A 24,445-nucleotide genomic window follows, 5' to 3' on the forward strand; every position below is an offset into this window, starting at 1 on the left:
ATATTTTGCTAATGCGCTTTAAGTAACTCACCGCAAGACTTATTCAGCAGCTGTCTACATCGCCATATTCCTAAAGTAGCAACAACCAAGCCGCCACATAATGGAGCAATTCCCCACCACGGCCAATGCATATATACATTAAGCTCAAACACCTGAGTCTTTAACAGGTATAGAGTGAACTCGGCAACAATCACCGCCAATATTCCCGCTATCGTCCCTAGCAAAGCAAACTCAAGCCCTGTTGCAGCACGCAGCAGCCAACCTGAGGCCCCAAAGGTTCTGAGCACGGCAAGCTCTCTTTGTCTTGTCGCCATACCCGCCTCAGTTTGCGCTATCATCACTAAGGCACTCGCTAATAACACTAAAATTAACACCAGAGATAATGACAGGGATACCTGATCGATTATTTGTCTGAGCTGGCTCACCATAGCACCGACATCAATGATAGACACAGTCGGAAACTGCTTAATTAAATCTAAAATAAGCCCGCGCTGCGACTCATCTAAGTGAAAACTCGACATAGAGGTATAAGCAAACGGCGCTAATGCTTCTTGAGTAAAGATCATAAAAAAGTTTGGCTGCAGTGTTTCCCAGTGGACCGCACGAATGCTTGCAACCTTCACAGTGAGCGTCTGATTATCTATGGTATAAGTTAAGCTATCGCCTATTGATAGATCTAAACGCTCCGCCACACCAGACTCTACCGAGACATCAAACTTATCTTGATTGAACGTTCCCTCTAAGATCTCGTTATTGGGCGGCATGGTGTCGCGATAGGTCAGATTTAACTCGCGAGAGATCCCGACTCTACCCTTTACGCCATCTTGCTTTTGCGCGCTAGAGATCAACCCTTCACCATTTATCTCGGTTAAACGACCGCGAACGACAGGATAAATAACCGGTGACGATTTCAGATGCGGAGCTAAAAAATCTGAAATCATTTGCGTCTCTTCTGGTGCAATATTGACTAGAAAGTAGTTGGGTGAATTTTCAGGAAGCTGCTTTTGCCACTCCAGTAATAAGTCTTGCCGTAACGCCAAAATCGTCAACAGCAATACCAAAGCACTACTAAACCCTACTAGCTGCACCGCATTTTGTTTAGCTCGGCGCCTAAGGCCTGCTAACGCTAGCTGCAAAGGGTTGGTCGTTTTCATGCCCACACTATGACCCAAACGGATCATAAAAAAGCCCAATACGCTTAATAACACTCCAAGCAGCAATACCGCCGCAACAACCGTTAAGGTTAATGCCAAGCTTTGCGAGTAGAGATAACCCAGTAGCGCCATGGCACTCAGGCTTAAAATAAGGTGCAACCACATGCCAAGTTGCAAGCCCTCAAGCTGTCTTTGTAGCACCCTTAAAGGAGGAATAGCCAATAAACGCATTAGCGGGTAAGCAGAGAACATAAAGGCGCTGATAAACCCCGTACCTATACCTAACAGAATAGGCCTGCCAATGGGCGGCGAATAAGCCGCTATTTCTGCGGGTAAGAATGCGGTTATGCCTCTATCTAAGGCAAAACCACCGAGCAGACCAAGCAATACGCCAACGGCGGTAACCAATAGTAAATGCGTGCCAAATAGCACTCTTATCTGTTTAGCTGATGCGCCAAAGGTCTTCAGCATAGCCACCACATCATAATGGCGCTGACAGTATCTTTGCGCCGCAATACCAATGGCCGCACAGGCCAGTGCAATGCCTAATAGACTGGCTAGCAATAAGAATCGCTCAGCACGTTTTACCGCTCCAGCGATTGGCGAGTCTCCAGATTGCACATCGACCCATCGCTGACTGGTATTAAGCAGTGGTTTAGCTTGCGCCTCAAATGCCGTTAGTTGCTGGCTATCACCGGTAAACTGGTATCGATAGGTCACACGGCTTCCAGGCTGGATCACCTGAGTTTGCGCCACGTCTTCGATACGCATCAACACCACGGGAGATGATGCAAACGGATTAAAACCAGCATCAGGCAGGCGAATAATCTCCTGCGATAAAGCAAAGTTGGCGTTACCCAATTCAATCTGCTTTGGGTAACCTAGTAAGCCACCGAGCCGAGTCTCGAACCAGATGGTATTCGCTTGCGGTAAGCCCTGGGCTTTACCACCACTCAGCTCGATATCGCCCTTAAGTGGATAACCTTGCTCAACGGCTCTTACTGTAACCAGTTGAAACGCATCACCTGCGTACACCATGGAGTTAAACTGCATGCTGCCAACGCGAGACAATCCAAGCTCATCGGCCACGGCTAGCACCTTAGGATCTATCTTCTCTGGCGAGTCGATGATTCGGTCGGCAGCGATGAATTTAGATGCCTGACCATTAATCGCCAGCTGTAAGCGCTCGCTTACACTCGCAAGGCCTGTTACCGATAATACCGCCAAGGTAATGGCAAGAATAATCAATAACAACTGGCCTTGAGATAACTCCCTTTTAAACAATCGCCAAGCTAAACTTAACTCCATACCCTTGCCTCTTCTGCTCCTTCAGGGTCGAGCACAGACTCGCTTTGCTTTTCACTCAAGCGGCCAGAATCCATGATGAATTGACGCTGACAACGACTGGCAAGCTCCATATCATGAGTGACGAGTACCAAAGTCGTATCACTTTCTCGATTTAGTTCAAACAGCATATCGGCAATCTTATCGCTATTGGCCGAGTCTAGATTCCCCGTCGGCTCATCGGCAAACAACACTTTAGGCTCGCAAATAAAGGCTCTAGCAATCGCTACTCTTTGCTGCTCACCACCGGATAATTGATTAGGAAAGTGAGTGAGTCTATGGCTTAGTCCCACCCGTTCTAGCATCGCCTCGGCCTTTTCTTTTGCCTTAGCGACACCGGCGAGTTCTGCTGGCAACATCACATTCTCAAGGGCATTTAAGGTATCAACCAACATAAAAGACTGAAAGATAAAGCTGACCTTTTGCTTACGCAGTGCAGCCTTCGACTCTTCGTTTAGCAGCTCTAACGCGACACCATCGAGCTTTATCGAGCCACTCGACGGTGAGTCAAGTGCAGCAAGCAGACCGAGCAAGGTCGATTTACCAGAACCTGACGGCCCAAGGATAGCCACACTCTCTCCCTGCTTGACATCCATATTAATGCCGTTGAGGATAGTCAGTTCTCCCTCTTGAGTAATAACTGATTTAACTAGGTGACTTACGGTTATGGCACTATTTTCAGACATAGAATCCTTCTTCGACTTTAAAAACCGACTCGGCGGTTTGGTCTTATTATTGGTTTTCAGCTGCTTTAAGCTGAGTGCTGCCCCTATATTAATCCTAGGTGATAGCCTAAGTGCAAGTTATGGCATGCCAGAAGATCAAGGCTGGGTACAATTATTACGCGAAAAAATGCCTGAGCACAGCATCATAAATGGCTCGGTCAGCGGTGAAACTTCGGCTGGGGGGTTACGTAGACTGCCCGCACTGCTTGACTCCGCGCAGCCAAAGCTCTTATTAGTCGAACTCGGTGGCAATGATGGCTTACGTGGTTTTCCCCCCAAGCAACTGAAAAACAATCTTACAAAAATTATCCAACTTGCCAAGGAACAAGAAATAAAAATTCTACTAAGCGAAATCATGGTACCACCTAACTATGGCCCGAGATACGCATCGCAAATTAGTACAGTTTATAAAGAACTTGCAGAAGAGCATGAGGTCACCCTGATGCCATTTTTCATGGAACAAATCGTCACGGATCCATCTTTAATGCAAAGAGACGGTATTCACCCTAATCAAAAAGCGCAATCTGCAATTGCCGAGTTTATGTTGCCATGGTTTGAGCAGGCTTTATAATCACCACTTAAATCATTGTTTTCTTGTTTAATATTCGTCCAACGAAGATCGCGTTTGCACCTTAATCAAGCTGATAGGACAATAATAAAGTCAGCCAAAACATCGTTTCTTCAGGGAGAGCTTAATGGAATACCACATGCGCTATACTCTTATCGCTGCGACCTGCCTCGCGGCTATTTACTCTGGTTCTGCATTCTCGGCAGAAGACATCATTACCACACAAGTCACTCCTCAGCAGTCGCTAACACCTGCAGAACTTTATCCCCCAGCGGATGTAAAATACGATTGGTTACAGCTGACTTCTCTGGAGCTGTTAAAAGGTGAGATAAAAAATCTTTATGATGACAAGCTAGAGTTTGAAAGTGATGAACTCGATACTGTTTTCATCGACTGGGAAGACGTGAAAGTACTGCAAAGTAGCCGATTAGTCAGCATTGGCTTCACCGATCTTACTACCAAAACTGGCCGTCTTTTGGTAGAAAATGGTAAATCGTATATTAACGGGGAAGAGTTCGATAACTCAGAGATCATGACGATTATTGCCGGCGATCAATCAGAAGCTAATTACTGGTCGAGTAAAATCACTTTAGGTGCCAATTTTCGCAGTGGTAATACCGATCAAATAGATTACAGCGCACTGGCAAAAACCATTCGTCGAACGACAGAGTCGCGCTTTAACCTAGATTATATCGGTAACTACTCTAAAACTGATGGCGAAAACCGCATCAATAATCACCGTATCAACACTAACTTTGACTGGTTTATCTCCAAACAGTTCTACTTAAGACCTGTATTTGCCGAAGTCTATAAAGACCCTTTCTCAAACATCGATTATCGAGTCACACTCGGTTCGGGTCTCGGTTACAACATCATAGATAACTCAAAAACAGAATGGAGTATAAGTGGTGGTCCTGCATACACTTACACCCGCTTTGATGAAGTCGCTGCGGGCGAAAAAATTGATGATGGTAGTGCGGCCATGGTGGTTGAAACGGTTTATGACACCGAAATCACCAGCGATATCGACTTTAATACACTATACCGAATTCAGTATGGTAATGAAAAATCTGGTGGCTACACACACCATGCGATTGCAACATTAGAGATCGAGCTAACCAGTATGTTTGACCTAGACCTTTCTGTCGTTTGGGATCGCACCAATAACCCGCAAGCAGACTCAGGCGGGTTTATACCGAAACAAGACGATTATCAGTTCATTGTCGGTTTTGGTATTGATCTCTAACTTTGTAGCTTCACTTCAATTAAGCAACTACTAAGTATCAAACAAGATCCCTGTCATTAACCATGGCAGGGATTTTTTATGGCAACTATACCAGTCACTAGTCGGTAAATAGTTATAGTGATTTTTTAGGTTTCTGCATTTCCATACAAGCGTTTGAATGTGACGTTGTTCACATTATTTTTCAATACTTAAGCCATTTCACTTCGTTTAATCTTTTCAAAAAAAACAATTGATAACACAGTGTTAATGAATTGTTGTCCACATTTCACATTGCTTATCTTGTACGCCAGTGCAATCTAGTAGTCGCATAATAAAAATAAATTTGGAGACGCTATGCTCAACAAGAAACCTTCATGGCTTATGCCTACCTTGATAGCCAGTGCTGTAGCAATAAGCTTAGGAGCTTGTTCATCAGACGATGACGAACCAAACGTAGTCGAAGAGGACACTGCCGTAGTCACACCGATACCAGAACCTAGCCCAAGCTTCCCTGATGGTGCCATCATGATTGAAGAGGGTGAAAACCTCACGATCCGAATTCAAGAAGCCTTGATTAACGCACAGAGTGGCGATGTCATCGTACTGCCAAAAGGTAACTTTGAAATCGCATCGACACTGCTATTTGATGGTGATGTAGACGGAGACGGCAGTTACGCTAAAAACGTGACGATCATGGGTTACGGCATGGAAGAGACGGTTCTAGACTTCTCTAAGGCTAACTCTGGCGACGGTATTTTTGTTCAGAACGCGCTCAATATTATCATTCAAGACTTATCGGTTAATGAAGCAAAGAACAACGGTATTAAGCTTAAAAATACCAATGGTATTATTCTGCGCCGTGTAGCCACTGTTTGGGAAGGTGAGCTCGATGAGGGCAACGGTGCATACGGACTTTATCCGGTTGAATGTGAAAACATTCTTATCGAAGATACTTATGTACGTGGTAGTGCCGATGCCGGTATTTACGTCGGTCAATCTGAATATATTGTGGTACGTCGCAATATCGCTAAAGAAAACGTTGCCGGTATTGAGATTGAAAACTCAAAATATGCTGATGTCTATGACAATGAAGCCATGGGTAACACGGGGGGTATTTTAGTATTCGATTTACCTATTGGTAACCACAGATACGGCTCGAGCGTGCGTATCTTCAATAACAAAATCTTTGACAACAATACTAAAAACTTTGCCAACGCCTCAGCCAACCCAGCGGGTGTACATATCGTTCCACCAGGAACGGGTATGATTATCCTCTCTACTGATGATGTCGAGATCTTCAACAACGAGATCACCAACCACGACACCATGGGTGTGACTATCTCAAGTTTCTTCATCGCAGAGCCAGACATCTCAACCTTTGTCGCCAACTATGGTCAGCCAGGTCAACCCATCGAAGATGGTTGGCGCCCAACTCCGCGCAATATCTATATGCATGATAATGTGATTGAAGGATATGGCAAAAAGCCTAACGGTTACCTGATTGACGATATTATTAAAGGTTACCTATTTACCCATGGTCAATTCCCTGGCGTACTTTACGATGGCTTAGGTGAGTTACTGTCAAATAACGGCACTGCAGCCTATTTAGGTTTGCAAGAGCTACCATTTGCAGCCGATGGCAGCGATAACATCTGTGCCAGCAATAACGGTGATGTGTCATTTGGTCGCCTATATGCAAACGACAATACAGATATGGCTAGCCCCGAGTTTCTATTTGAGAAGACTCAAACCGATATCATGGATTGCCAGCAGGTGAGCCTGCCAGTTCACACTGTGACCTTTGGAGATCAAATCTTCGGCTGTGGCGTCGATGATGAAACTGAAGGCTGTGACGGCGGTAACCTAATTGGTGGCGGTGGCAGCATAGGTGAAGATGAAGGTGGCCTAGAAGGTGATGGCGATCTGAGTCTTTGTATGGCTGAAGGCTCCAACGCCTCTTGGGATGCTCTGCTTAAAGCAAACTGCCCTAACCTGTCTGACTACAACCTATTCGCTGACATGAAGAACCCTGCAGACGCACCAAACTCTGGTGGTATACCTTACGATATGAATACCCAGCTATTTACTGATTATTCAAGTAAATACCGTTATGTATTCGTACCTGAAGGTCAAAAAGCTAACTATTCAGAGAACGAGTCATTTGAGTTTCCTGTCGGCACGGTTATCGTTAAATCTTTCGCCCTACCAGCTGACACCAGCAAACGAGGCATAGCGAACGAGGAACTGGTTGAAACCCGTCTACTTATCAAGCGTGAAACAGGCTGGACTGCATTGCCTTATGTCTGGAATGCTGAAAAGTCAGATGCTGTTTTGGCAAAGGCTGGAGCCATTCAAGGTAAGAGCGTTATGCACAATGGTACAGACATGGAATTTGACTATGTTGTTCCGAGTATGAACCAGTGTAAGCAGTGTCACCAGTTAAAACCTGATGCTGACAGCCCTGCTAAGTTCGCACCAATTGGCACTAAGGCTCGTAACCTAAATAAAGATTACACCTATAGTGACGGTACCATGAACCAGCTACTTAAATGGCAAGCTGCAGGCATATTGCAAGGTGTACCTGAGCTAGCAAGCGTGGACGCCGTACCATCTTATAACGATGGTGATGAAGTCAATCTTGCCGAGATGTCTGATGCTGAACTGATGAACACAGCCAAAGGGTATTTAGATATCAACTGTGCTCACTGTCACCGCCCAGAAGGTAATGCCTCAAACACAGGCTTAAAGCTTGAGTACTGGAGAGCTTATGATGAAGATGCGGGTCTGTCTCACGGTACTTGTAAGTCACCAGTTGCCTACGGTGGTGGTTCGCTAGGCTACGATATCGTACCGGGTAAACCTGAGGAGTCGATTCTGCACTTTAGAATGGAGTCGAATGATCCAGGTGACAGAATGCCAGAGATTGGTCGTAGCTTATCCCATGCTGAGGGTGTCGCCCTTATCAACGAATGGATTAAGCGCCTACCTCAAGCAAGCTGCTCTAACTAACATAAGAAGCGAGTATGCGAAACTAAGAGCAATTAACGTTCTTATCGATATAAAGGCCGGGCACTCCCGGCCTTTTTTCTAACACCGAAATAGATCATCGTAGGTGATGTATGCGTAAACTAACTCTACTTATGCTACTTATGTCTTTAATTAGCTGTGGCGGCTCAGATAAACAAACTGACACACTTGAGCAACCCGAGACGCCGAGCGTGACTCCTGATCCCACTCCAGACCCGACACCCGATCCAAGCTCCGCCTGTGAAGCCAGCACCAGCGAGGTTAACTGGGACGCACTAATGAATGAGGATTGTGAGTCATTGGCCCAATATGGTCTGTTTATCGACCCAAGTATTCCTACAAGTTCAGCAATGTCACCGGGACTCCCGTATCAGTTATCGACTCAACTCTTCTCTAATTACGCCAGTAAACACCGTTTCATCTTTGTACCTGAAGGAAAGAAAATGGCCTATAACGCCACAGAGACTTTCGATATGCCTGTAGGAACGGTATTAGTCAAAACCTTTTCTCTGCCTTTTGATACTCAGGTAACGGGTGCAGGCAATGAAGTATTAATTGAGACAAGACTACTGATCCACAGAGAGGCTGGCTGGACAACTTTGCCCTACATATGGCAAGACGGCGAGGCATTATTGCAAGTGGCAGGTAAAGATATCGCTCATACACTTAACCACAAAGGCGAAAGCCAAAGTTTTAATTACCATGTCCCGAGTCGAGCAGAATGTAAACTATGTCATCAAACTGGCGGAGATAACAGCAGTAGTATTGACCCCATTGGCCTCAAGGCACACCTACTTAATCGGCCTGTCTTTTTTCAAGGCGATGAAATGAATCAACTTCAACTATGGCAACGGCTGGGATTACTAACTGGCTTGCCAGAGCTTGCTGAAGTTGGCAAAGCCTATGATATTTTTGATGAGTCTGCGCCATTAACGACTAGGGCAAAGGGTTATTTAGATATTAATTGTGCCCACTGTCATAACCCGCAAGGATTTGCCAGCATTTCAGGCTTAAGGCTGGGGTTTTACGTCGACCATACCAGCTTTGAATATGGCATTTGTAAGCAGCCTCCTGGTTGGGATGGCGGCGCAAAGGGTTTGTCCTATGACATCATTCCAGCAGATGGCGAACACTCTATTGTTGTTTATCGTCAAGAGTTAAATGAACCTAAAGATAGAATGCCGCCCATCGGCCGTAGCATAGCTCACACAGACGCTGTCGCGCTCATAGAGCAATGGATTGACGAAATGCCTCCTGAGCTTGGCAATTGTCAGCAATAAAGCGAGTACAGTGCCCTTTAATTCGTTAGAGGGCGATTGAGCCTGTGAAAGTGTCCCGGCGGATGACCAATCCAATGCTTAAAACTCTGCCTAAAATGGCTAACATCACCAAATCCCATCAGATAGGAAATTTCATCGATTGAATAGTCGCTGGTTAAAATCAAATCAATCGCCATCTGACAACGTACTTGGTCCACCAGCTTCTGATAACTGGTATTGGCCGCAGCCAACTTACGCCTTAAAGTTCTTCCGCTAATATTTTGTAACTCGGCCATCTCCTCCATACTGGGAAGTTCAGGGGCTTGCTGTCGCAAAATAACCAATACCTCAGCAATATAGGAGCGTGAATTTTCAATACAGCGTTCGCCCTGCTCATCATCAAACTGAAAGGTAACGGGTAACGCTAGGTAACGGTGTTCAATCGACCATTCAAAAAACTCCGCATCAAATACTAGCTCAGCCCCCGATTGCAGCGTTAAGAAATTAGCTGCTCGATATGGCTCTGCAAGGGCGATATGAGAGACGCTTATCGCCTCTCCAGTCAGCTCCTTAGCAAAAGCTAACAGAGAACAAACACTATGCTGAAATTGGCAGCTGTAGCGTTCGGTATCGACGCGATTGGTGTTTAACCATCTTACATGCAAGCTGCCACCATGATTTCTAAGCAGCGTATCGGAAAAACTGCCCACTAATTCCGGATGAGAAATGGCAAACTGCAAGCATTCACCTAGTGTTGTAAACTGGGCAAGATAGGGCAACAAGGGTTCAAGATCGTTAACTTTATAAATCGATGCAGCCTTGGCTGCCACTTCAGGATCTTGAGTTAAATTACGGATATAGCTCATGGCGTAATCTACCTGCCACACATACACATACTGAGTCAGCATGAGCTCAGCTTCACCTATGCCAATATCGGCATACAGCTGTTCAACAAGCTCATGAGTAAAGTGTAACTTGAGATAACTCATGAGGTTTCTCAGTTCATAGGCTGGATACGATTGATCGCCGACTCTCATATGCGGTTTATAGCTACAGGCTTGTTGCATTACGCTCAATAACAGTTGATTGGTAACAATATTTTTAGCGGATCTAAATAAGAATTAATAGCCTTTTATGAAATTAAGCTTAAATTATGTTTACCTTCGAATGAAGACTACCAGATGTTCAAAATGGAATATTTTGATAACCCCACTCATTAAGCACGCTTTTGAGTTGCGAAGACGCACAAAAAAAGCTCCGTAAAAACGGAGCTTTTCTTTTAAAGATTTGAAAGGATTAGTCAGCTAAACCCAGAACTTCAAGTCTTTCTTTTGCTAGAACATATCTTGCGCGGACGTCATCAATTTGCTCTTGAGTTAACTTATTACCAAGGGTACGAAGACCGCCATCAGCGTCATTATGGTGAATACCATAAGCAAACTTAAGGTATTCCATAAGCAACGGCTGAGCATCAAGATATGAGATAGAATTCATAGCCTGAGAAATTTTGTTTGCCTCAGCCCATTCGCCATTATTGACATACTCTTGCATAGAGACACTAGCTTTTGGGAATATACAACCTACACCGGTAATTCCACCGCATGCGCCAGCAAGTCCTGCATGTACAGTTACAGTGTCAACACCTGCCAGAATTTTTAAATCTTTGTTCTCTAACATCAGCGTTTCAATAGTTGAAACATCTGTCGTTGATATTTTAAGAGCCGTTACTTCAGGTAGCGCAGCAAGTCTTCTAAGAATATCTGTTGAAAGCGCGTGATATCCGGCTGCATCAGGATTGTTGTAAGGCATAATTGTTATGCCAGCCTCTTTTGCAGCTATTGCAGAAAGCTCATAGTACGCATACATTTCATCATCAGAAGGTGTTTCCTTCGTTTTTGGTGGCATCACCATCACGGTATCCACGCCAACCGTCGCGAGTTCTGCAACTATGGTGGCAAGCTCTTCTTTAGTTTCTGCAGCAGCGCCACTGATTAATGGAACATTATATTGTTTAGCAACATCAGAAAGGGCTTTAAGTAAAGAAAGACGCTGTGCAGAGCTTAGGTAGCTATTCTCACCTAGAGTGCCAGAGCCGACAAGCCCACCCATTCTGCTGCCGCCCTTTCCTTGCACTTTTAAAATATCCGCAGCGTATTTTTGGGTTGCTTCAAGGTCGATTTCAAGGGCACCGGATTCTGACTCTTTTAGCCAAGTAAACACGGCCGGCATAACCGTATAGCGCCAATCTGTGTTATTTGTTTCCATCATATTACCTTTTTATTAAAAATTTTATCATACAGAATAGATTGTATAAAATATATCAAATAAATCACACCTGTTAAACCCCTTCAACAAACCTAGGCCTTATTGGTAACAAATAAGATGTGAAACTGCTCTTCATTAGATGCTTCTTTTTCGTTGAACTAGGCTTCGCTTACTCACAGGTAAGCTCCTAATTTCTCAGCTACTAAAGTGGTTACATATTCAGCTACAGGCTAACTTTACCACGAAGTGCTAGTCTTTCGCTAAGTACACAAAGGTGAGTTAGCCTTCGAATGAGGACTGATTACATTATCTTTGTATCGTTATTCTGGGGTAGCCCGTATGAACTTGTAGTTTCGTCGCTATCAATCCCTCCAGCGGGTGCTGGACAGGATGTCCGAATGTCGTGATCACATGGATGTGAATGGATTCACAAATGCCGCGATGACATGGATGTCTTAGAGCGACCCTGTCATCGAAGTCCGCAGCCGTATCTGCACGGCGTCGTTGGTGAACTCATTTATCATGGGATTACACGCAAGCAAAGTGCGCGAACGCACTTTTACCAAAGGTGTATTGAATACAGTTATCAACAATATCACTTAATGCATTGTTATTATTTAAGTTTTACTGAATAATAACAATGCGCATTTTTCCAACAACTATCGACCAAATGTGCGAGCGTCATATTAAAATGTTAGCCACTATTGTGAATTCGTATTAATTTCCATTTAAGATTGAATCTAGAGGGACGAAGAGTTGAAGAAACTAATCGCTATTTTTACGGAAAAACCTAAAGGACTGATTGCAGAAAGTAAAATATATAAATTTGGCTTTCTCACTATTCTATTATCACTCCTTTTTTGGACGTTAAGTATCAGCCTTGATTCTTCGAATCCGTACAGGTATGGCAATTATGATATTCTAATAGTACCAATAATGTTGTTATTAAATCATATATCATTCAGTTTTAAATTTAGTACCACTTACACAGTGATATTACGAATACTGGCTATTAGTTGGCTGGTATTTGGGGCTATTTGGTTCTTCATTACTTAATATCTCTGGAATAGTCAGAGATGGCTAACAAGCTTATAAATCAAAACTCACTCAAGGCAGTCATACCATTTACTGTGCTAATCACCCACCTGCGCTTAGTTCACTTATTAGCAGGGCGTTATATGCTTGGAAGAACCTGTAAGGAAGTTGGTGTAAAACAGTGGATAAAATTACATTTTTCAAAAGGCTAGAGCGGCAAATCCTCTCAGGCAAAAAGACTGCAACGATTAGGGATAAATCTGAAAGCCATTATTACCCGGGGCTAGTCGTTGAAGCTTTTACTCACGAAGATGACCGGAAAATCTGTAAGCAAGAAATAGTTGGTGTTGAGCATGTGGAGTTTGAAAAGCTCAACAGAAAGCACGCAAAAGCAGAAAACCTCCCATTTGTTTTTATGCTCAAATGGGTTTTACGAAAGATATATCCGACAGAAAAAAGTTTGTGTTTTATCAGCTTCAAAGTTGTTGGTTAATCAGTCTTTAAGTTCCGAAACCCCTAGAGCTACGCATATAACAAATTGCTCCTGGGGGATTCGCAACGCGTGACACTTTACTATGCGTTAATTTTATTGATTAAGGTGGTCTGCGGCGGCTTCATTTTGCGTTGCTCACTACTTAATTGGGCGTTAGGCAGCAAAGGATAGCTTAGTGAGCAAGTTGAATATTAGAGTCTTAAATAAAGATGATTGGTCTACGTATAGAGAACTTCGTCTTCTTTCTCTTCAAGAGTCTCCCAACTCTTTTGGTAGTAGTTATGAACAAGAGTTTTTGTTTTCAAGTGATGAGTGGATTGCTCGCCTTAATCTAGGTAATAGTGATAAACGTACACTTCCACTTATTGCGGAGCTAAATGGTGTTTCTGTTGGCTTAGCTTGGGGATTGGTTCATAGCCCCCAAGATAAAACTGCTCACATCTATCAAATGTGGGTTTCTCCCGATGTTCGTGGTCAAGGAGTTGGGAGTTTATTGCTTAAAAAGATAATAACATGGTCAACAGAACTCAATTTAGATTATGTTTCTTTAGCAGTAACAACGATAAATATACCAGCTATAAAATTATATAAAGCTTATGGTTTTGAGCCTTATGGTTCATTGGAAAGTCTTCGGGAAGCATCAGTATTGTCTGTTCAGCCAATGAAATTGAAGTTGAGTACTACTGTCTAACAGGAAACGAAACAAGGACAAAAAACAGCTAGCTTTTGTCCAATAACGAATTATGGCGCTAGTCTAGTGGCATAGTTAATTTAGACGCTAACATTTAGACATAAAAAAACCTGCACTGGGCAGGTTTTTATCTTTGATAAAACTCAACCAAAGTTACTTAAGTGGCTGGTTTTTCTCTGCGAATTTATTGAAAATGGCATTAAAAGATAAAGATGCGCCGTGGGCGATTTTATCTGATAGTTTCTTTTTAAGCTGATACTGCACTTTAATCACGGTACGCTCATTAGCCAGCTTCATGATGACATCATCACTTGTGGCGATTTCATCGATAAGGCCAAGCTCGATTGCTTGTTGACCATACCAATGCTCACCCGTTGCCACCTTTGCAATATCCAGCTCTGGACGGTATTTGGCAATGAACTCTTTAAAAAGCACATGGGTCTCTTCCAGCTCTTGTTGGAACTTCACTCGCCCTTCATCGGTATTTTCACCGAAGATGGTTAAGGTGCGTTTAAAGTCACCCGCTGTGTGCTGCTCGTAATCGATATCATGCTTTTTCAATAAACGATTAAAATTAGGCACCTGAGCAACCACACCGATAGAACCAACAATAGCAAATGGTGCAGAATAGATTTTGTTAGCAACACAGGCCATCATATAACCGCCACTAGCAGCGACTTTATCAACACAGATGGTCAGTGGGATCTCAGCCTGTCTTAAACGGTCAAGCTGGCTAGATGCCAAACCATAGCCGTGCACCATGCCACCACCACTCTCAACATTGACAATAACCTCATCGCCTTTGTCAGCGATGGCTAAGATTGCGCTGATCTCTTCGCGCAAAGAGGCCACTTCACCGGCGTCGATACTGCCCTTAAAATCAACCACAAAAACTTTAGGTTCAGTTTCTTCAATCTGATCTTTTTGCTCTTTCTCTTTGACTTTCTCATCAGCCTTTAATTGCTTCTCATAGGCCTTGAATGCTTTTTTAGATAATAGCTCTTCTTTCAAATCATGCTTCAAAGACTTTAGGCTTTCACTTAGGTTGGTTAACTTAAGCTCACCCTTTTCAGCTTTCTGCTTCATAGAAGACGCTAGGACAACAATCACTACCGCAATAATCGCAGCGACGATAGTAACCGCTTTGGCCAAAAACAGACCATACTCGTACAGAAATTCCAAAATATTCTCCAGCTAGACCAATTCTATCTCTTCAATTTGCTCGCTATTCTAGCAGCCTATTTAGCAATAAAACATGGCAATAAAAAACCCAGCTTTCGCTGGGTCTTTTTTTACACAATTCTAGGTTTTATTGTGCGTATGATTGTCCGTATTACTGTGCACAGGGTGCCACTACATATTGTGCCGCTTCCCCTGTGACTAGACCTAGATAAATACTCGGGCTATCAGCTTCAGGTAGTCCTGCACTGTATGAGAAGAACGCCGCCTGAGTTTGCATCTCTACCGTTGCAATATCCTCAAAACCATCAGTAACTCCATCAACTGGCGATGGGTCGACTAGCGAGCTGTGGTGGCCTTTAGAAAAACGTACAGCTCCTGAGCCAACAGTTGTTCTATCAATACATGCAAGTCCTAAGTTCTCAATCAAAGGTTCAGTACCTGCAGTCGGGAAACCTGCAACACGATTAGGTAGTGTCTGATCAGGAAGGCTGTTAGCTCCATCACCGACAACTTCAATTAAGTGAACTGGAAGTTCCGTAGCCTTAAGCATAGCTGCATGGTTAACCGGATCTGCACTATCGACAGCCGTTTGAACCGCAAAAGCAAAGGTTGGCAAGAAGGCGTCATAAACAGACTTAACCAATGCCTCGTACTCTGGCGTACCCGGTAGGTAACCTAAGTCACTGTTTGCTTCATCGACTAAGTCCATAAATGCATCTGTAGCTACAATGTTCTCAAACAGCATAGGACCAAATGTCGCTGAGCCGATAAAGGTCCCCGCAAAACCACCCGATGGGGCGACTAATGACGTGGCATTAAGTTTATAGACATGACTTAAATCTGCACCCGATGGATGAGTTAGCCCAGTGCTAGCATAAGTAGCAAAGTTGGTACCAACGATAGCACCTAGACTCAAGCCTTGTGCACTAAATTGATTAACATCAAACAACTGCGGCGCTTGTAACTCCATAAGTTTTCCAGCGTAACCAGTAAACGCGGCGCGAAGAGCTAGATGATCGAATGTCGCCTGACGGAAGTTATCACGCACTGTCAATGTACTACCAATATTGATAAAGGCTAACGGGTCGCCCATTGAGAACAAAACATCATCCCCTATAACAGCCCCGTAGGCAGGGTCTGTTGCTGAAACAGTATAAGCACCAGGTACCAGCAAGCCCTTACCAAACGAGCGGGCACCGTGAAGTGGCATATCGATTGCGATCGTCGCCACGCCAAGCTCACCATAGGTGCCTGCAAAAGCAAACGCCATCTCTTTACCACCACCTAAACCATGCATGGCAATAGTCACAGGCCAGCCCGTTGCAGGTGCTGGCGCGAAGTTTGGCACTGTCATTTGCACAGGGACCACTTCGTAATTTCTGATCTGTGGAATGGGGTTAAACTTGGTTAAATGTCTCGCCTTATCAACCGCGGTGCCATCATCTAGCATCCAAAGCTTACCCGCTAGTTGAGCCGGATCGCTCAGCGCCGCAATGGGATCTTCAATTCCATTATCAATTGCTTGAGTGAAATAGTTCTCTTGGCTCAATGTGCCGCTTTCAAGTGCCTTTAAAACAGAAACAGGACTGTCATAAGCCGCAGTCCAAATACCGTTAATCGTAGGGTTACCTTCAGCATCTAAACAGTTTGTCGATGAACAATCACCGTAGACGGGTAGCTTAATTGCTGCAGACCAAACATTGACCTTGCTTGCTCCTGCGTATGCAGGGTGCTGCTCTGGCATCATCAGCGCTTGAGCCAATGTATAGCCACTGTCCGTTGGCATTTGTACGAACTCAGGCATATAACCAGGTTGGCCAGCAATCAAAAGTTTAGAGACTTCGTAAACATCGGCAACGGACTGAGTGGTGAACAGGCCTGAATAGCTAAGCGAGTCAGTATCAACGCCCGCTTCAGCTAAACCTTTCTCATAACTGTTCACTGCCGCTTGTAGCGCTAGCTGCGAAGGTGTCTCAAGTGGTTTAGTATCGATATCAAGCTTTAATAAGCCATAAGATGAAGATGGAGCGATAGCGCGACCCGCAGAGTCTTGAATCAAATCTGTAGTGGCATAGATATAAGATTGATTTGCTTTAAGTGGCTTGAGAGGAACGATAGCTATGGTATTGCCAGACGCTGTCGTCACGAAATCAACACCGAACTGCAGCTCAGCGCCAACTTTACAGGCTGTAATATCCGGTGCAGCTTTACACTCTGGATCCGATGATAAGCCGCCACCGACCGTGGCTTCAAACATCTTAACCGCACCTGGCTGCTCAACGGATGCTTTGCTTAGTGTCAGCATAACGCCATCGTTATCCATGGCAGGTGCCACGTCGATGCTGATTGGGGCCGTTGTCGACCAACCATCTAACGCCCCAAGTGCAATAGTTGGATCGGTGTAATCACCATTTTCTTCACTTGGCGCATCTGGATCATCACTTTTAGGAATATTAATGGTACCGTCAGTTGTACCACTAAAAAGAATATCATTCGGTAGTGGGAGTTCACCTGCCCCCGGATCAAAAACGATAACTGACTGAGGAACCAATGGCTCAGTTTTATCCACTAATTCATTATAACTGTCTTCACTACAAGCGGTTAAACCCAATGCAGAGGTGATTGCTACGCCCAAAAAGAGTTTTTTCATCTTTTTTCCCCAAATCTTGTTGTAATAATTTTGTTTTCATTTAGAAATTGGTCACAATAGTCGACAATGTATAACCAATAGGACTTATTGTTAGTCCTTAACTGAGTTCAAGTTAACGTAAAATTATTGACTTAGCTACAATTTTGTTACAACCGACCATCGATTGAGCGGGTAAAAATTAATCGTTTGTTTTAAACGGCTGTTTATCATATCAGCGACTCTAGAAGTGACGGGCGTTTGAGCTCTGAGGAAGTATTAACTCATGTTGGAATATCAAGCAGCAAAAGATCTATTAAAAGAAAAAACCATTTTAGTCACTGGTGCAGGAGACGGCATAGGTAAGGCCGCGGCAATCGCTTTTGCTAAACATGGCGCGACAGTGATCTTATTAGGCAAAACAGTAAAGAAATTAGAAGCTGTGTATGATCAAATTGAACAAGCGGGATACCCCACTCCCGCGATTGTTCCACTCGATTTAAAAGGTGCAACTGAGCAGAACTATAAAGATATGGCCGACACCATAGAAGAACAGTTTGGTAAGTTAGACGGCTTGCTTCATAACGCCAGCGTATTAGGTGTGTTAGGTCCGTTTGAACACATGACAATGAGCACTGTCGAAGAAGTGATGCAGGTTAATGTGATTGCAGAGATCATGCTGACTAAAGCTATGCTACCTGTGATGCGTAAGTCTCCAAGCGCTTCTCTTCTCTTTACCTCTAGCAGTGTAGGCCGTCAGGGCCGCGCATACTGGGGTGAATACGCTATCTCTAAGTTCGCTACAGAAGGCATGATGCAATCTCTTGCTCACGAATATGAAGGAACTAATGTTCGTGTCAACAGCATCAACCCTGGCGCTACACGTACAGGCATGCGCGCTAATGCCTACCCTGCTGAGAATCCGCAAACGCTTAAAGCACCAAATGAGATCATGGCAACCTATTTGTACTTAATGGGTGAAGACTCAAAAGAGATTAACGGTCAGCAGTTAAACGCTCAATAATTCACAGTTAACACAGAAGTTTTAAAACAAAGACTTAAGGTATAAAGTGTTAAAAAACAAAAAGGCCGCTATTAGCGGCCTTTTTAATACTTGTCTTTTAATCAACAAGCTCAATCGATAAGCGAATTAGCTACGTTGACGCGATGGCTTTGGTCTACTCGAAGCAACTTTATGCTTATGCACGGCGCGCTTGATTTTTGCGCTACGTACTTTATTACGCGCAACACTGTGTTTGTCAGTGCCCAGCAATGTACGAGTCTCCTCGTCCATACCCGCTGTTTTACGTAAGTAGTTAACTTCTTCAATTGGTAACTCAATCCAACCACCACGTGGCAAAGCTTTAGGCAGCTCAATCATACCGTAACGAATACGGATAAGACGGCTGACCTGCACTTCTTGAGATTCCCAAAGACGACGAACTTCACGGTTACGGCCTTCAGCTAGGCTGACGTGCCACCACTTGTTCATGCCTTCGCCACCAGCAGCTTTAACTTTGTCAAAGTGTGCAGGGCCATCTTCTAACGTTACGCCCATGCGTAAGCGTTGAATACAAGCGTCAGTCACTTCACCAAACGTACGTACAGCGTATTCACGCTCCACTTCATTTGATGGGTGCATTAGGCGGTTTGCTAGTTCACCATCTGAGGTAAATAACAATAAACCTGATGTATTAATATCCAAACGCCCTACTGCAACCCAGCGTGAATCGCGAGTTTTTGGTAGACGGTCAAATACCGTTGGGCGTCCTTCTGGGTCTTTACGACTACAAATTTCACCTTCAGGCTTGTGGTATGCAATAACACGACAAACCACATCTTCTTCAGAACGAATTGAAACTGTACGGCCATCGATGCGGATCTTTGCGTCAGACTCAACACGATCACCTAGGCTTGCAATTTCGCCGTCAACACTAACTCGACCTGCAGCAATCCATGCCTCCATCTCACGACGGGAGCCATGGCCTGCACGGGCCAAGACTTTCTGCAATTTTTCACTCATTAGTAGACTCTTCTGTTTTTTCGGTCACGCCGCTCTCAACACGGAACAACGTATCCAATGATTTGGCATCAGTCAGAGGCGGAAGATCCGCAATGCTGTCAATACCAAAATAAGCTAGAAACTCGGTGGTGGTTGCATAAAGTGCCGGTCTGCCCGGAACCTCTTTATGACCAACTACTTTAATCCAATTTCTATCGTTTAAACTCTTGATAATGTGGCTGCTAATCGCAACCCCACGAACAAACTCTATGTCACCGCGAGTGACAGGTTGACGGTAGGCAATCACCGCCAGTGTTTCTAAAGTCGCACGCGAATATTTCGGTGCTTTCTCTTGCCATAATGGTTGTAAGAATGGGCTCAATTCAGCCAATGTCTGAAATCGATACCCTCCCGCAACCTTGACTAATTGTACACCTCGATTTTCATAATCGAGCTGTAACTCTTCAATACATGCCTTAATTTTAGCTCGTGACACATTAAAGTTAGACAATACTGTCTCTTTTAATGCTTTTATCGTCATCGGCTTGGCCAGCACAAATAGACTAGCCTCAATTAACTGTTTAAGCTGATCTGGATTTATCTGAGACAATCAGTACGCCCTAACATGTATAGTTGAAAACGGCTCAGCTTGTACAAGCTCAACCAGCAATTCCTTAACCAGTTCCATCAATGCTAAGAAACTGACAACCACACCACTGCGCCCCTCTTCAAAGTCAAACAGGGCCTCAAATGGCAAGTAAGTTTCGGCATTGAGCTTAGCTAAAATCTGCGCCATTCGTTCACGAGTCGATAAGACTTCTCGCACAACATGGTGACTTTCGGTTGCTTCAATACGCTTTAATACTGATGAAAATGCTCGAGCAATCTCGGTAAGCGATACCTCGGGAGGTAATAGTTCAGGCTTAATGTTGTCAGCAGGAATGGCTTTGGCCTGAAACAGGTCTCGCTCCATCCTCGGCAACTCATCGAGCTTTTCCTGCGCCTCTTTAATCACTTCATAAGCTTTCAACTGACGGATTAGCTGCGCCCGAGGATCTTCCTCATCTTCATGCTCAACCTCGGGTCTTGGCAGTAGCAAGCGAGATTTAATCTCAGCTAAGGTAGCCGCCATCACCAGGTAATCAGCAGCAAGCTCAACACGCGCACCTTGAAGCAGATTAACGTATTCTAGGTACTGTTGAGTCACTGAAAAAATAGGCAAATCAACAACATCAAGTTTCTGTTTGCGGATTAAATAAAGGAGAAGATCTAACGGTCCTTCAAAAGACTCTAGAAAAACCTCCAGCGCCTCAGGAGGTATAAAAAGGTCTTTCGGCATCACCTTAAACGGCTCGCCTCGAACAACGGCTAAAGGCAATTTTTGCTGAACGCCCTCCATCCGTAACACCCTCTATTTTCGCAAACGCGCGATTATACCTGTAAATGTTATATGTTAAAAGCTATTGCCGTTGCCATTTGCTTTTAACAAGTACTAGCTTTAACAACGGCGCTCACTCTAGAGGAAGGGGGTAACGTCGCCGGCGCCTTCACGAATGACTTCTATTTCACCATCTGATAGGTCGATAACGGTAGTCGGCTTTTCACCTAAGTAACCACCATGAATAATCAAGTCGACTTGATGCTCTAGGATGTCACGAATATGTTCAGGATCAGACTCAGTAAACTCTTGGCCAGGCAAAATAAGACTGGTAGACATCAAAGGCTCGCCTAAGGCTTCTAACAGTGCCAAGGCAATCACGTTGTCAGGTACACGAATACCGATAGTCTTCTTCTTCGGGTTCTGCAGGCGCTTAGGCACCTCTTTCGACGCCTTAAAGATAAACGTATAGGCGCCTGGCGTATTTTGTTTAAGCAAACGATAGGCTTGATTATCGACACGGGCGTAGGTGGCAAGCTCTGACTGATCACGGCACATAAGCGAGAAGTTATGGTCGTTGTCGATCTGTCTAATACGAGCGATTTTGCTCATCGCATCTTTATCGCCAATCAAGCAACCTAATGCGTACCCAGAATCGGTCGGATAAACAATCACACCACCACTTTTAATCACGTTTACGGCTTGGCTAATTAAGCGTGCTTGAGGATTTTCCTCATGCATGTAAAAAAACTGACTCATTGTACTACCTTCCATTTATCTGACAGCCAAACCCAATCCACTCCTTGGGGTTGGAACATATTTTTACCGATCTCAATCCAGCTACTCGGGAAATGAAAATCGCTACCTAGTGAGCATGTCAGGCCATTATTGATGCTGAGCGCGATCAGGTTATTGCGATCGTCTATCGTTTGTTGACCCAGTACCACTTCCATCGCATCGCCGCCAGCCTCTTTAAACTCGCGAGCTAAACGCTTAAGCCACTTTGCAGATAGCTTATAACCGCTTGGATGCGCAAGCACTGCGACACCACCCGCTTGATGAATTATCTCAATGGCGCTGGCCATGTCTCCCCAATTGTTAGGAACATAACCTGTCTTACCGCGAGCCAAATACTTCTTAAACACATTGGCCGTAGTGGTCGCGTAACCTTGCTCGGCTAACCAACGTGCATAGTGTCCTCGGCTAATAGCGGCATCACCAGCAAAGCTTTTAGCCCCTTCATAGGCGCCCTCGATGCCAGCCTTGGCAAGTCGCTCGCCAATTTCTTTGGCTCGACTCGATCGTAACTCACGTTGATTCACTAAAAATGCGGCCAACTCGACATTATCGATATCAAGATTAAGCGCAACGATATGAATATCGAAATTATTCCATCGAGTAGAGATCTCAACGCCATTAATTAGTTCTAGTGGCGTCTCATGGGCTTGATTAAACTCATGTGCCTCTCTCAACCCATCAATAGTGTCATGATCAGTAATGGCAAACATCTGCACGCCTTTACTTATTGCGCGCTCAATGAGTTGTGAAGGGGTCAATTGACCATCTGATGCGGTCGTGTGGCTATGTAAATCAACCAATTTAAAGTCTGTGATATTTTCATCGTTCATGGGCATATGATACTTGAGTTTATCGATGAAAGGTGATTTTAATCCGGTTTTTAGCAATTTACTCTTCGCTAACCACCCAAAGCGATAGCCGCATAGAAGGTATATCGACTCACTAAAAGCGTTACTTCATCTTAGACTCTCAATATTCCCCCTAAGCAAACATGCTTTCTAAATAGACTTTATTCGATCGGTTAACACCTGTATAAGCGCTTCACTAATTAAGCCATTTCATTTATTCAATTTCTTGAGCAAACGCAACAAATTCATGCGAATTCAATAGGTTTATGCAGGATCTAAAGCAGATTGATACCAAAGAATTGCTTACTATGCGTGCGCCAAAACGGCATAACTCTGGCCTTGTGAATAATCGCTTATGACACTGTTGGGCTATTGAGAGTTCCCCTTTAGTTACCGAGTAAAAATAAAATGAAAAAGACATACCTAGCATTAATCTTAATGGGCGCCATGCCTTTGCTAGCACATGCCGAAAAAGAGATGGCATTCGCTCCTTCCTACTTGAGTATGGAGGGAGGTAAACAGCCCGAATTAAATCAATGGCGTGATGCAAAAACCTGTAAGGGCTGTCACCCTCGCCAATGGAAAGGCTGGCAAGGCTCAATGCACTCCATCGCATTTATCGATCCGGTATTCCAAGCAGAATGGGCTATGGGTGAAAAAGAGACTAATGGCGCAGCTAAAAACCTCTGTGGGGGCTGTCATACCGTACTCGGCACAGTGACACAAACCGTTGAGTTCAAATCTGAGTCAGGCAAATTTGGTGGGTTTACCACCCAAGCTATCGCTAATCAGGGCGTATCTTGTGAAGTCTGCCATAGCGTCGTTGATACGAACGCGACGCACACCGCCATGGGTGAGCACGGCAACGCATCTCTGGTTATTGCCAACGATAAAGTTAAGCGCGGACCCTTTGATGATGCTAAGCCTCGCGGCCACAAAGCCGAGTATTCAGAGCTGCATACAAAGTCTGAGTTTTGTGCCAACTGTCATAACGTATTTAACCCGGTTCACGATAATTTTGCTTTAGAACATACCTATGACGAGTGGAAAAAATCGCCATACGCAGCAGCTGATATTCAATGTCAAGATTGCCATATGGTACCCGTAGAAACAGCGGTTCGCGTCGCCGATGAAATGCTACCTGCTAAACAGCTCAAAGAGCATGGCTTAGGTGGTAAGGCTGCTTTAGGTGGCAAAGCTCGTGGCCTAGTGCACGACCATGGTTTCGTTGGCGGTAACGCGGTACTCGCACCGCTTCTTGGGGTCGAAAATGGTCAGGCCCATGCTGATGAAGCGATTAAACGCCTCAAAACAGCTGCGGCTTTAGAAGCAAAGGTCTCAGGAACCAGCGCAGCGTCAATGCTTGAAGTAACCGTCTTTAACCGCCGCGCGGGCCATGATTTACCAACGAGCTTAACCTTTATTCGCCAGATCTGGCTTGAAGTGGTTATTCGTGATGACATGGGTAAAGAGATCATGCGCTCAGGCTCATTAACTGCCGATAATGCTTTGCCTGAAGGAACCGTCATTTTCCAAGACACCTCAGTTGATGTTCACGGAAAACCTGAGCACAAACCATGGCGAGTAGCGAGTTTTTCGGTGCAAAATACTATTCCGGCAAAAGGCTCGAAAACCGTTAATTTCCCGTTCACGCTACCAGCAGGGATTACGAACTATAGCGTAGAGACCAAGCTTCATTACCGCTCATTCGATCAAAGCGTTGCGGATCTGCTACTCGAAGATAAAGTGATTGTGCCATCGGTTGAAATGGTAAGCTTGAGCCAAACCTACCAAGGGTTAACACTCAAGTAATCATTAGGCTTGT

General features: G+C 44.5%; 19 protein-coding genes. 8 read left to right on the forward strand and 11 right to left on the reverse strand.

All coding sequences use genetic code 11. The features are described 5' to 3' along the window. Positions 1-8 precede the first annotated feature (8 nt). Positions 9-2,462, reverse strand: a complete 2,454-nt coding sequence (locus Q1A86_RS13670) for an FtsX-like permease family protein (protein ID WP_299807470.1) — start codon at positions 2,460-2,462, stop codon at positions 9-11. Then, entirely contained in the window at positions 2,453-3,184 is a 732-nt protein-coding gene (locus Q1A86_RS13675) for an ABC transporter ATP-binding protein (RefSeq protein ID WP_299807472.1), read from the reverse strand. Before Q1A86_RS13675 ends, Q1A86_RS13670 begins: the two co-directional genes overlap by 10 nt. On the opposite strand from Q1A86_RS13675, the gene Q1A86_RS13680 reads away from it, so the two are divergent. The 4 genes from Q1A86_RS13680 (at position 3,165) to Q1A86_RS13695 (ending at position 9,323) form a co-directional block, all read left to right on the forward strand. Next, positions 3,165-3,794, forward strand: a complete 630-nt coding sequence (locus Q1A86_RS13680) for an arylesterase (RefSeq protein ID WP_299807474.1) — start codon at positions 3,165-3,167, stop codon at positions 3,792-3,794. The genes Q1A86_RS13675 and Q1A86_RS13680 overlap by 20 nt on opposite strands. A 124-nt stretch (positions 3,795-3,918) precedes the next feature. Then, the gene (locus tag Q1A86_RS13685; protein ID WP_299807476.1) at positions 3,919-5,037 is read left to right on the forward strand and encodes a DUF481 domain-containing protein; all 1,119 of its coding nucleotides are present in this window, start codon (positions 3,919-3,921) and stop codon (positions 5,035-5,037) included. A gap of 333 nt (positions 5,038-5,370) precedes the next feature. Continuing rightward, positions 5,371-8,025 (forward strand): parallel beta-helix domain-containing protein, encoded by a 2,655-nt coding sequence (locus Q1A86_RS13690; protein ID WP_299807478.1) that lies wholly within the window; start codon positions 5,371-5,373, stop codon positions 8,023-8,025. A 110-nt stretch (positions 8,026-8,135) separates the two neighbouring features. After that, positions 8,136-9,323 carry an SO2930 family diheme c-type cytochrome gene (locus Q1A86_RS13695; RefSeq protein ID WP_299807480.1) on the forward strand — a complete coding sequence of 396 codons (1,188 nt, stop codon included), beginning with the start codon at positions 8,136-8,138 and terminating at the stop codon, positions 9,321-9,323. Between the two features lie 17 nt (positions 9,324-9,340). Here Q1A86_RS13695 and Q1A86_RS13700 read toward each other — a convergent pair whose 3' ends face one another. Beyond that, positions 9,341-10,291: a helix-turn-helix domain-containing protein gene (locus Q1A86_RS13700; protein ID WP_367277922.1), complete on the reverse strand. Its 951-nt coding sequence runs from the start codon at positions 10,289-10,291 to the stop codon at positions 9,341-9,343. Positions 10,292-10,598: 307 nt separating this feature from the next. Continuing rightward, positions 10,599-11,567 carry a dihydrodipicolinate synthase family protein gene (locus Q1A86_RS13705; RefSeq protein WP_299807590.1) on the reverse strand — a complete coding sequence of 323 codons (969 nt, stop codon included), beginning with the start codon at positions 11,565-11,567 and terminating at the stop codon, positions 10,599-10,601. A gap of 1,216 nt (positions 11,568-12,783) precedes the next feature. On the opposite strand from Q1A86_RS13705, the gene yqfB reads away from it, so the two are divergent. Further along, positions 12,784-13,095 carry a N(4)-acetylcytidine aminohydrolase gene (gene yqfB / locus Q1A86_RS13710; RefSeq protein ID WP_299807484.1) on the forward strand — a complete coding sequence of 104 codons (312 nt, stop codon included), beginning with the start codon at positions 12,784-12,786 and terminating at the stop codon, positions 13,093-13,095. 175 nt (positions 13,096-13,270) lie between these two features. Further along, positions 13,271-13,786 (forward strand): GNAT family N-acetyltransferase, encoded by a 516-nt coding sequence (locus tag Q1A86_RS13715; protein WP_299807486.1) that lies wholly within the window; start codon positions 13,271-13,273, stop codon positions 13,784-13,786. Between the two features lie 153 nt (positions 13,787-13,939). On the opposite strand, the gene sohB is transcribed toward Q1A86_RS13715, so the two are convergent. After that, positions 13,940-14,968, reverse strand: a complete 1,029-nt coding sequence (sohB, locus tag Q1A86_RS13720) for a protease SohB (RefSeq protein ID WP_299807487.1) — start codon at positions 14,966-14,968, stop codon at positions 13,940-13,942. Between the two features lie 151 nt (positions 14,969-15,119). Continuing rightward, complete coding sequence (locus tag Q1A86_RS13725) at positions 15,120-17,618, reverse strand: VolA/Pla-1 family phospholipase (RefSeq protein ID WP_299807489.1); 2,499 nt, start codon at positions 17,616-17,618, stop codon at positions 15,120-15,122. 262 nt (positions 17,619-17,880) lie between these two features. Here Q1A86_RS13725 and Q1A86_RS13730 point away from each other — a divergent pair, with 262 nt between their 5' ends. Next, positions 17,881-18,618, forward strand: a complete 738-nt coding sequence (locus Q1A86_RS13730; RefSeq protein WP_299807491.1) for a YciK family oxidoreductase — start codon at positions 17,881-17,883, stop codon at positions 18,616-18,618. Positions 18,619-18,744: 126 nt separating this feature from the next. Here the strand turns inward: Q1A86_RS13730 and rluB are convergent, their stop codons facing one another. The 5 genes from rluB to Q1A86_RS13755 form a co-directional block, all read right to left on the reverse strand. After that, positions 18,745-19,617 (reverse strand): 23S rRNA pseudouridine(2605) synthase RluB, encoded by an 873-nt coding sequence (gene rluB / locus Q1A86_RS13735; protein ID WP_299807493.1) that lies wholly within the window; start codon positions 19,615-19,617, stop codon positions 18,745-18,747. Beyond that, complete coding sequence (gene scpB / locus Q1A86_RS13740) at positions 19,610-20,206, reverse strand: SMC-Scp complex subunit ScpB (protein WP_299807495.1); 597 nt, start codon at positions 20,204-20,206, stop codon at positions 19,610-19,612. The genes rluB and scpB overlap by 8 nt, the downstream gene beginning before the upstream one ends. Further along, positions 20,207-20,995 (reverse strand): ScpA family protein, encoded by a 789-nt coding sequence (locus Q1A86_RS13745; protein WP_239892815.1) that lies wholly within the window; start codon positions 20,993-20,995, stop codon positions 20,207-20,209. It lies immediately after the preceding gene. A gap of 117 nt (positions 20,996-21,112) precedes the next feature. Then, complete coding sequence (locus Q1A86_RS13750) at positions 21,113-21,733, reverse strand: L-threonylcarbamoyladenylate synthase (protein ID WP_299807498.1); 621 nt, start codon at positions 21,731-21,733, stop codon at positions 21,113-21,115. Beyond that, positions 21,730-22,602 carry a PHP domain-containing protein gene (locus Q1A86_RS13755; protein ID WP_299807500.1) on the reverse strand — a complete coding sequence of 291 codons (873 nt, stop codon included), beginning with the start codon at positions 22,600-22,602 and terminating at the stop codon, positions 21,730-21,732. The genes Q1A86_RS13750 and Q1A86_RS13755 overlap by 4 nt, the downstream gene beginning before the upstream one ends. 426 nt (positions 22,603-23,028) lie before the next feature. On the opposite strand from Q1A86_RS13755, the gene Q1A86_RS13760 reads away from it, so the two are divergent. Next, entirely contained in the window at positions 23,029-24,432 is a 1,404-nt protein-coding gene (locus Q1A86_RS13760; RefSeq protein WP_299807502.1) for a multiheme c-type cytochrome, read from the forward strand. Positions 24,433-24,445: the final 13 nt, after the last annotated feature.

The organism is uncultured Shewanella sp. (genome assembly GCF_947497935.1).
Classification (GTDB): Bacteria; Pseudomonadota; Gammaproteobacteria; order Enterobacterales; family Shewanellaceae; genus Shewanella.

What these genes read in the sequence shown, in the direction of transcription:
- Q1A86_RS13670 (WP_299807470.1), bottom strand. Translation starts at nt 2,462, where the DNA reads ATGGAGTTAAGTTTAGCTTGGCGATTGTTTAAAAGGGAGTTATCTCAA.
- Q1A86_RS13680 (WP_299807474.1), top strand. Translation starts at nt 3,165, where the DNA reads ATGGCACTATTTTCAGACATAGAATCCTTCTTCGACTTTAAAAACCGA.
- Q1A86_RS13675 (WP_299807472.1), bottom strand. Translation starts at nt 3,184, where the DNA reads ATGTCTGAAAATAGTGCCATAACCGTAAGTCACCTAGTTAAATCAGTT.
- Q1A86_RS13685 (WP_299807476.1), top strand. Translation starts at nt 3,919, where the DNA reads ATGGAATACCACATGCGCTATACTCTTATCGCTGCGACCTGCCTCGCG.
- Q1A86_RS13690 (WP_299807478.1), top strand. Translation starts at nt 5,371, where the DNA reads ATGCTCAACAAGAAACCTTCATGGCTTATGCCTACCTTGATAGCCAGT.
- Q1A86_RS13695 (WP_299807480.1), top strand. Translation starts at nt 8,136, where the DNA reads ATGCGTAAACTAACTCTACTTATGCTACTTATGTCTTTAATTAGCTGT.
- Q1A86_RS13700 (WP_367277922.1), bottom strand. Translation starts at nt 10,291, where the DNA reads ATGAGTTATCTCAAGTTACACTTTACTCATGAGCTTGTTGAACAGCTG.
- Q1A86_RS13705 (WP_299807590.1), bottom strand. Translation starts at nt 11,567, where the DNA reads ATGGAAACAAATAACACAGATTGGCGCTATACGGTTATGCCGGCCGTG.
- Q1A86_RS13725 (WP_299807489.1), bottom strand. Translation starts at nt 17,618, where the DNA reads ATGAAAAAACTCTTTTTGGGCGTAGCAATCACCTCTGCATTGGGTTTA.
- Q1A86_RS13730 (WP_299807491.1), top strand. Translation starts at nt 17,881, where the DNA reads ATGTTGGAATATCAAGCAGCAAAAGATCTATTAAAAGAAAAAACCATT.
- rluB (WP_299807493.1), bottom strand. Translation starts at nt 19,617, where the DNA reads ATGAGTGAAAAATTGCAGAAAGTCTTGGCCCGTGCAGGCCATGGCTCC.
- Q1A86_RS13745 (WP_239892815.1), bottom strand. Translation starts at nt 20,995, where the DNA reads ATGGAGGGCGTTCAGCAAAAATTGCCTTTAGCCGTTGTTCGAGGCGAG.
- Q1A86_RS13750 (WP_299807498.1), bottom strand. Translation starts at nt 21,733, where the DNA reads ATGAGTCAGTTTTTTTACATGCATGAGGAAAATCCTCAAGCACGCTTA.
- Q1A86_RS13755 (WP_299807500.1), bottom strand. Translation starts at nt 22,602, where the DNA reads ATGAACGATGAAAATATCACAGACTTTAAATTGGTTGATTTACATAGC.
- Q1A86_RS13760 (WP_299807502.1), top strand. Translation starts at nt 23,029, where the DNA reads ATGAAAAAGACATACCTAGCATTAATCTTAATGGGCGCCATGCCTTTG.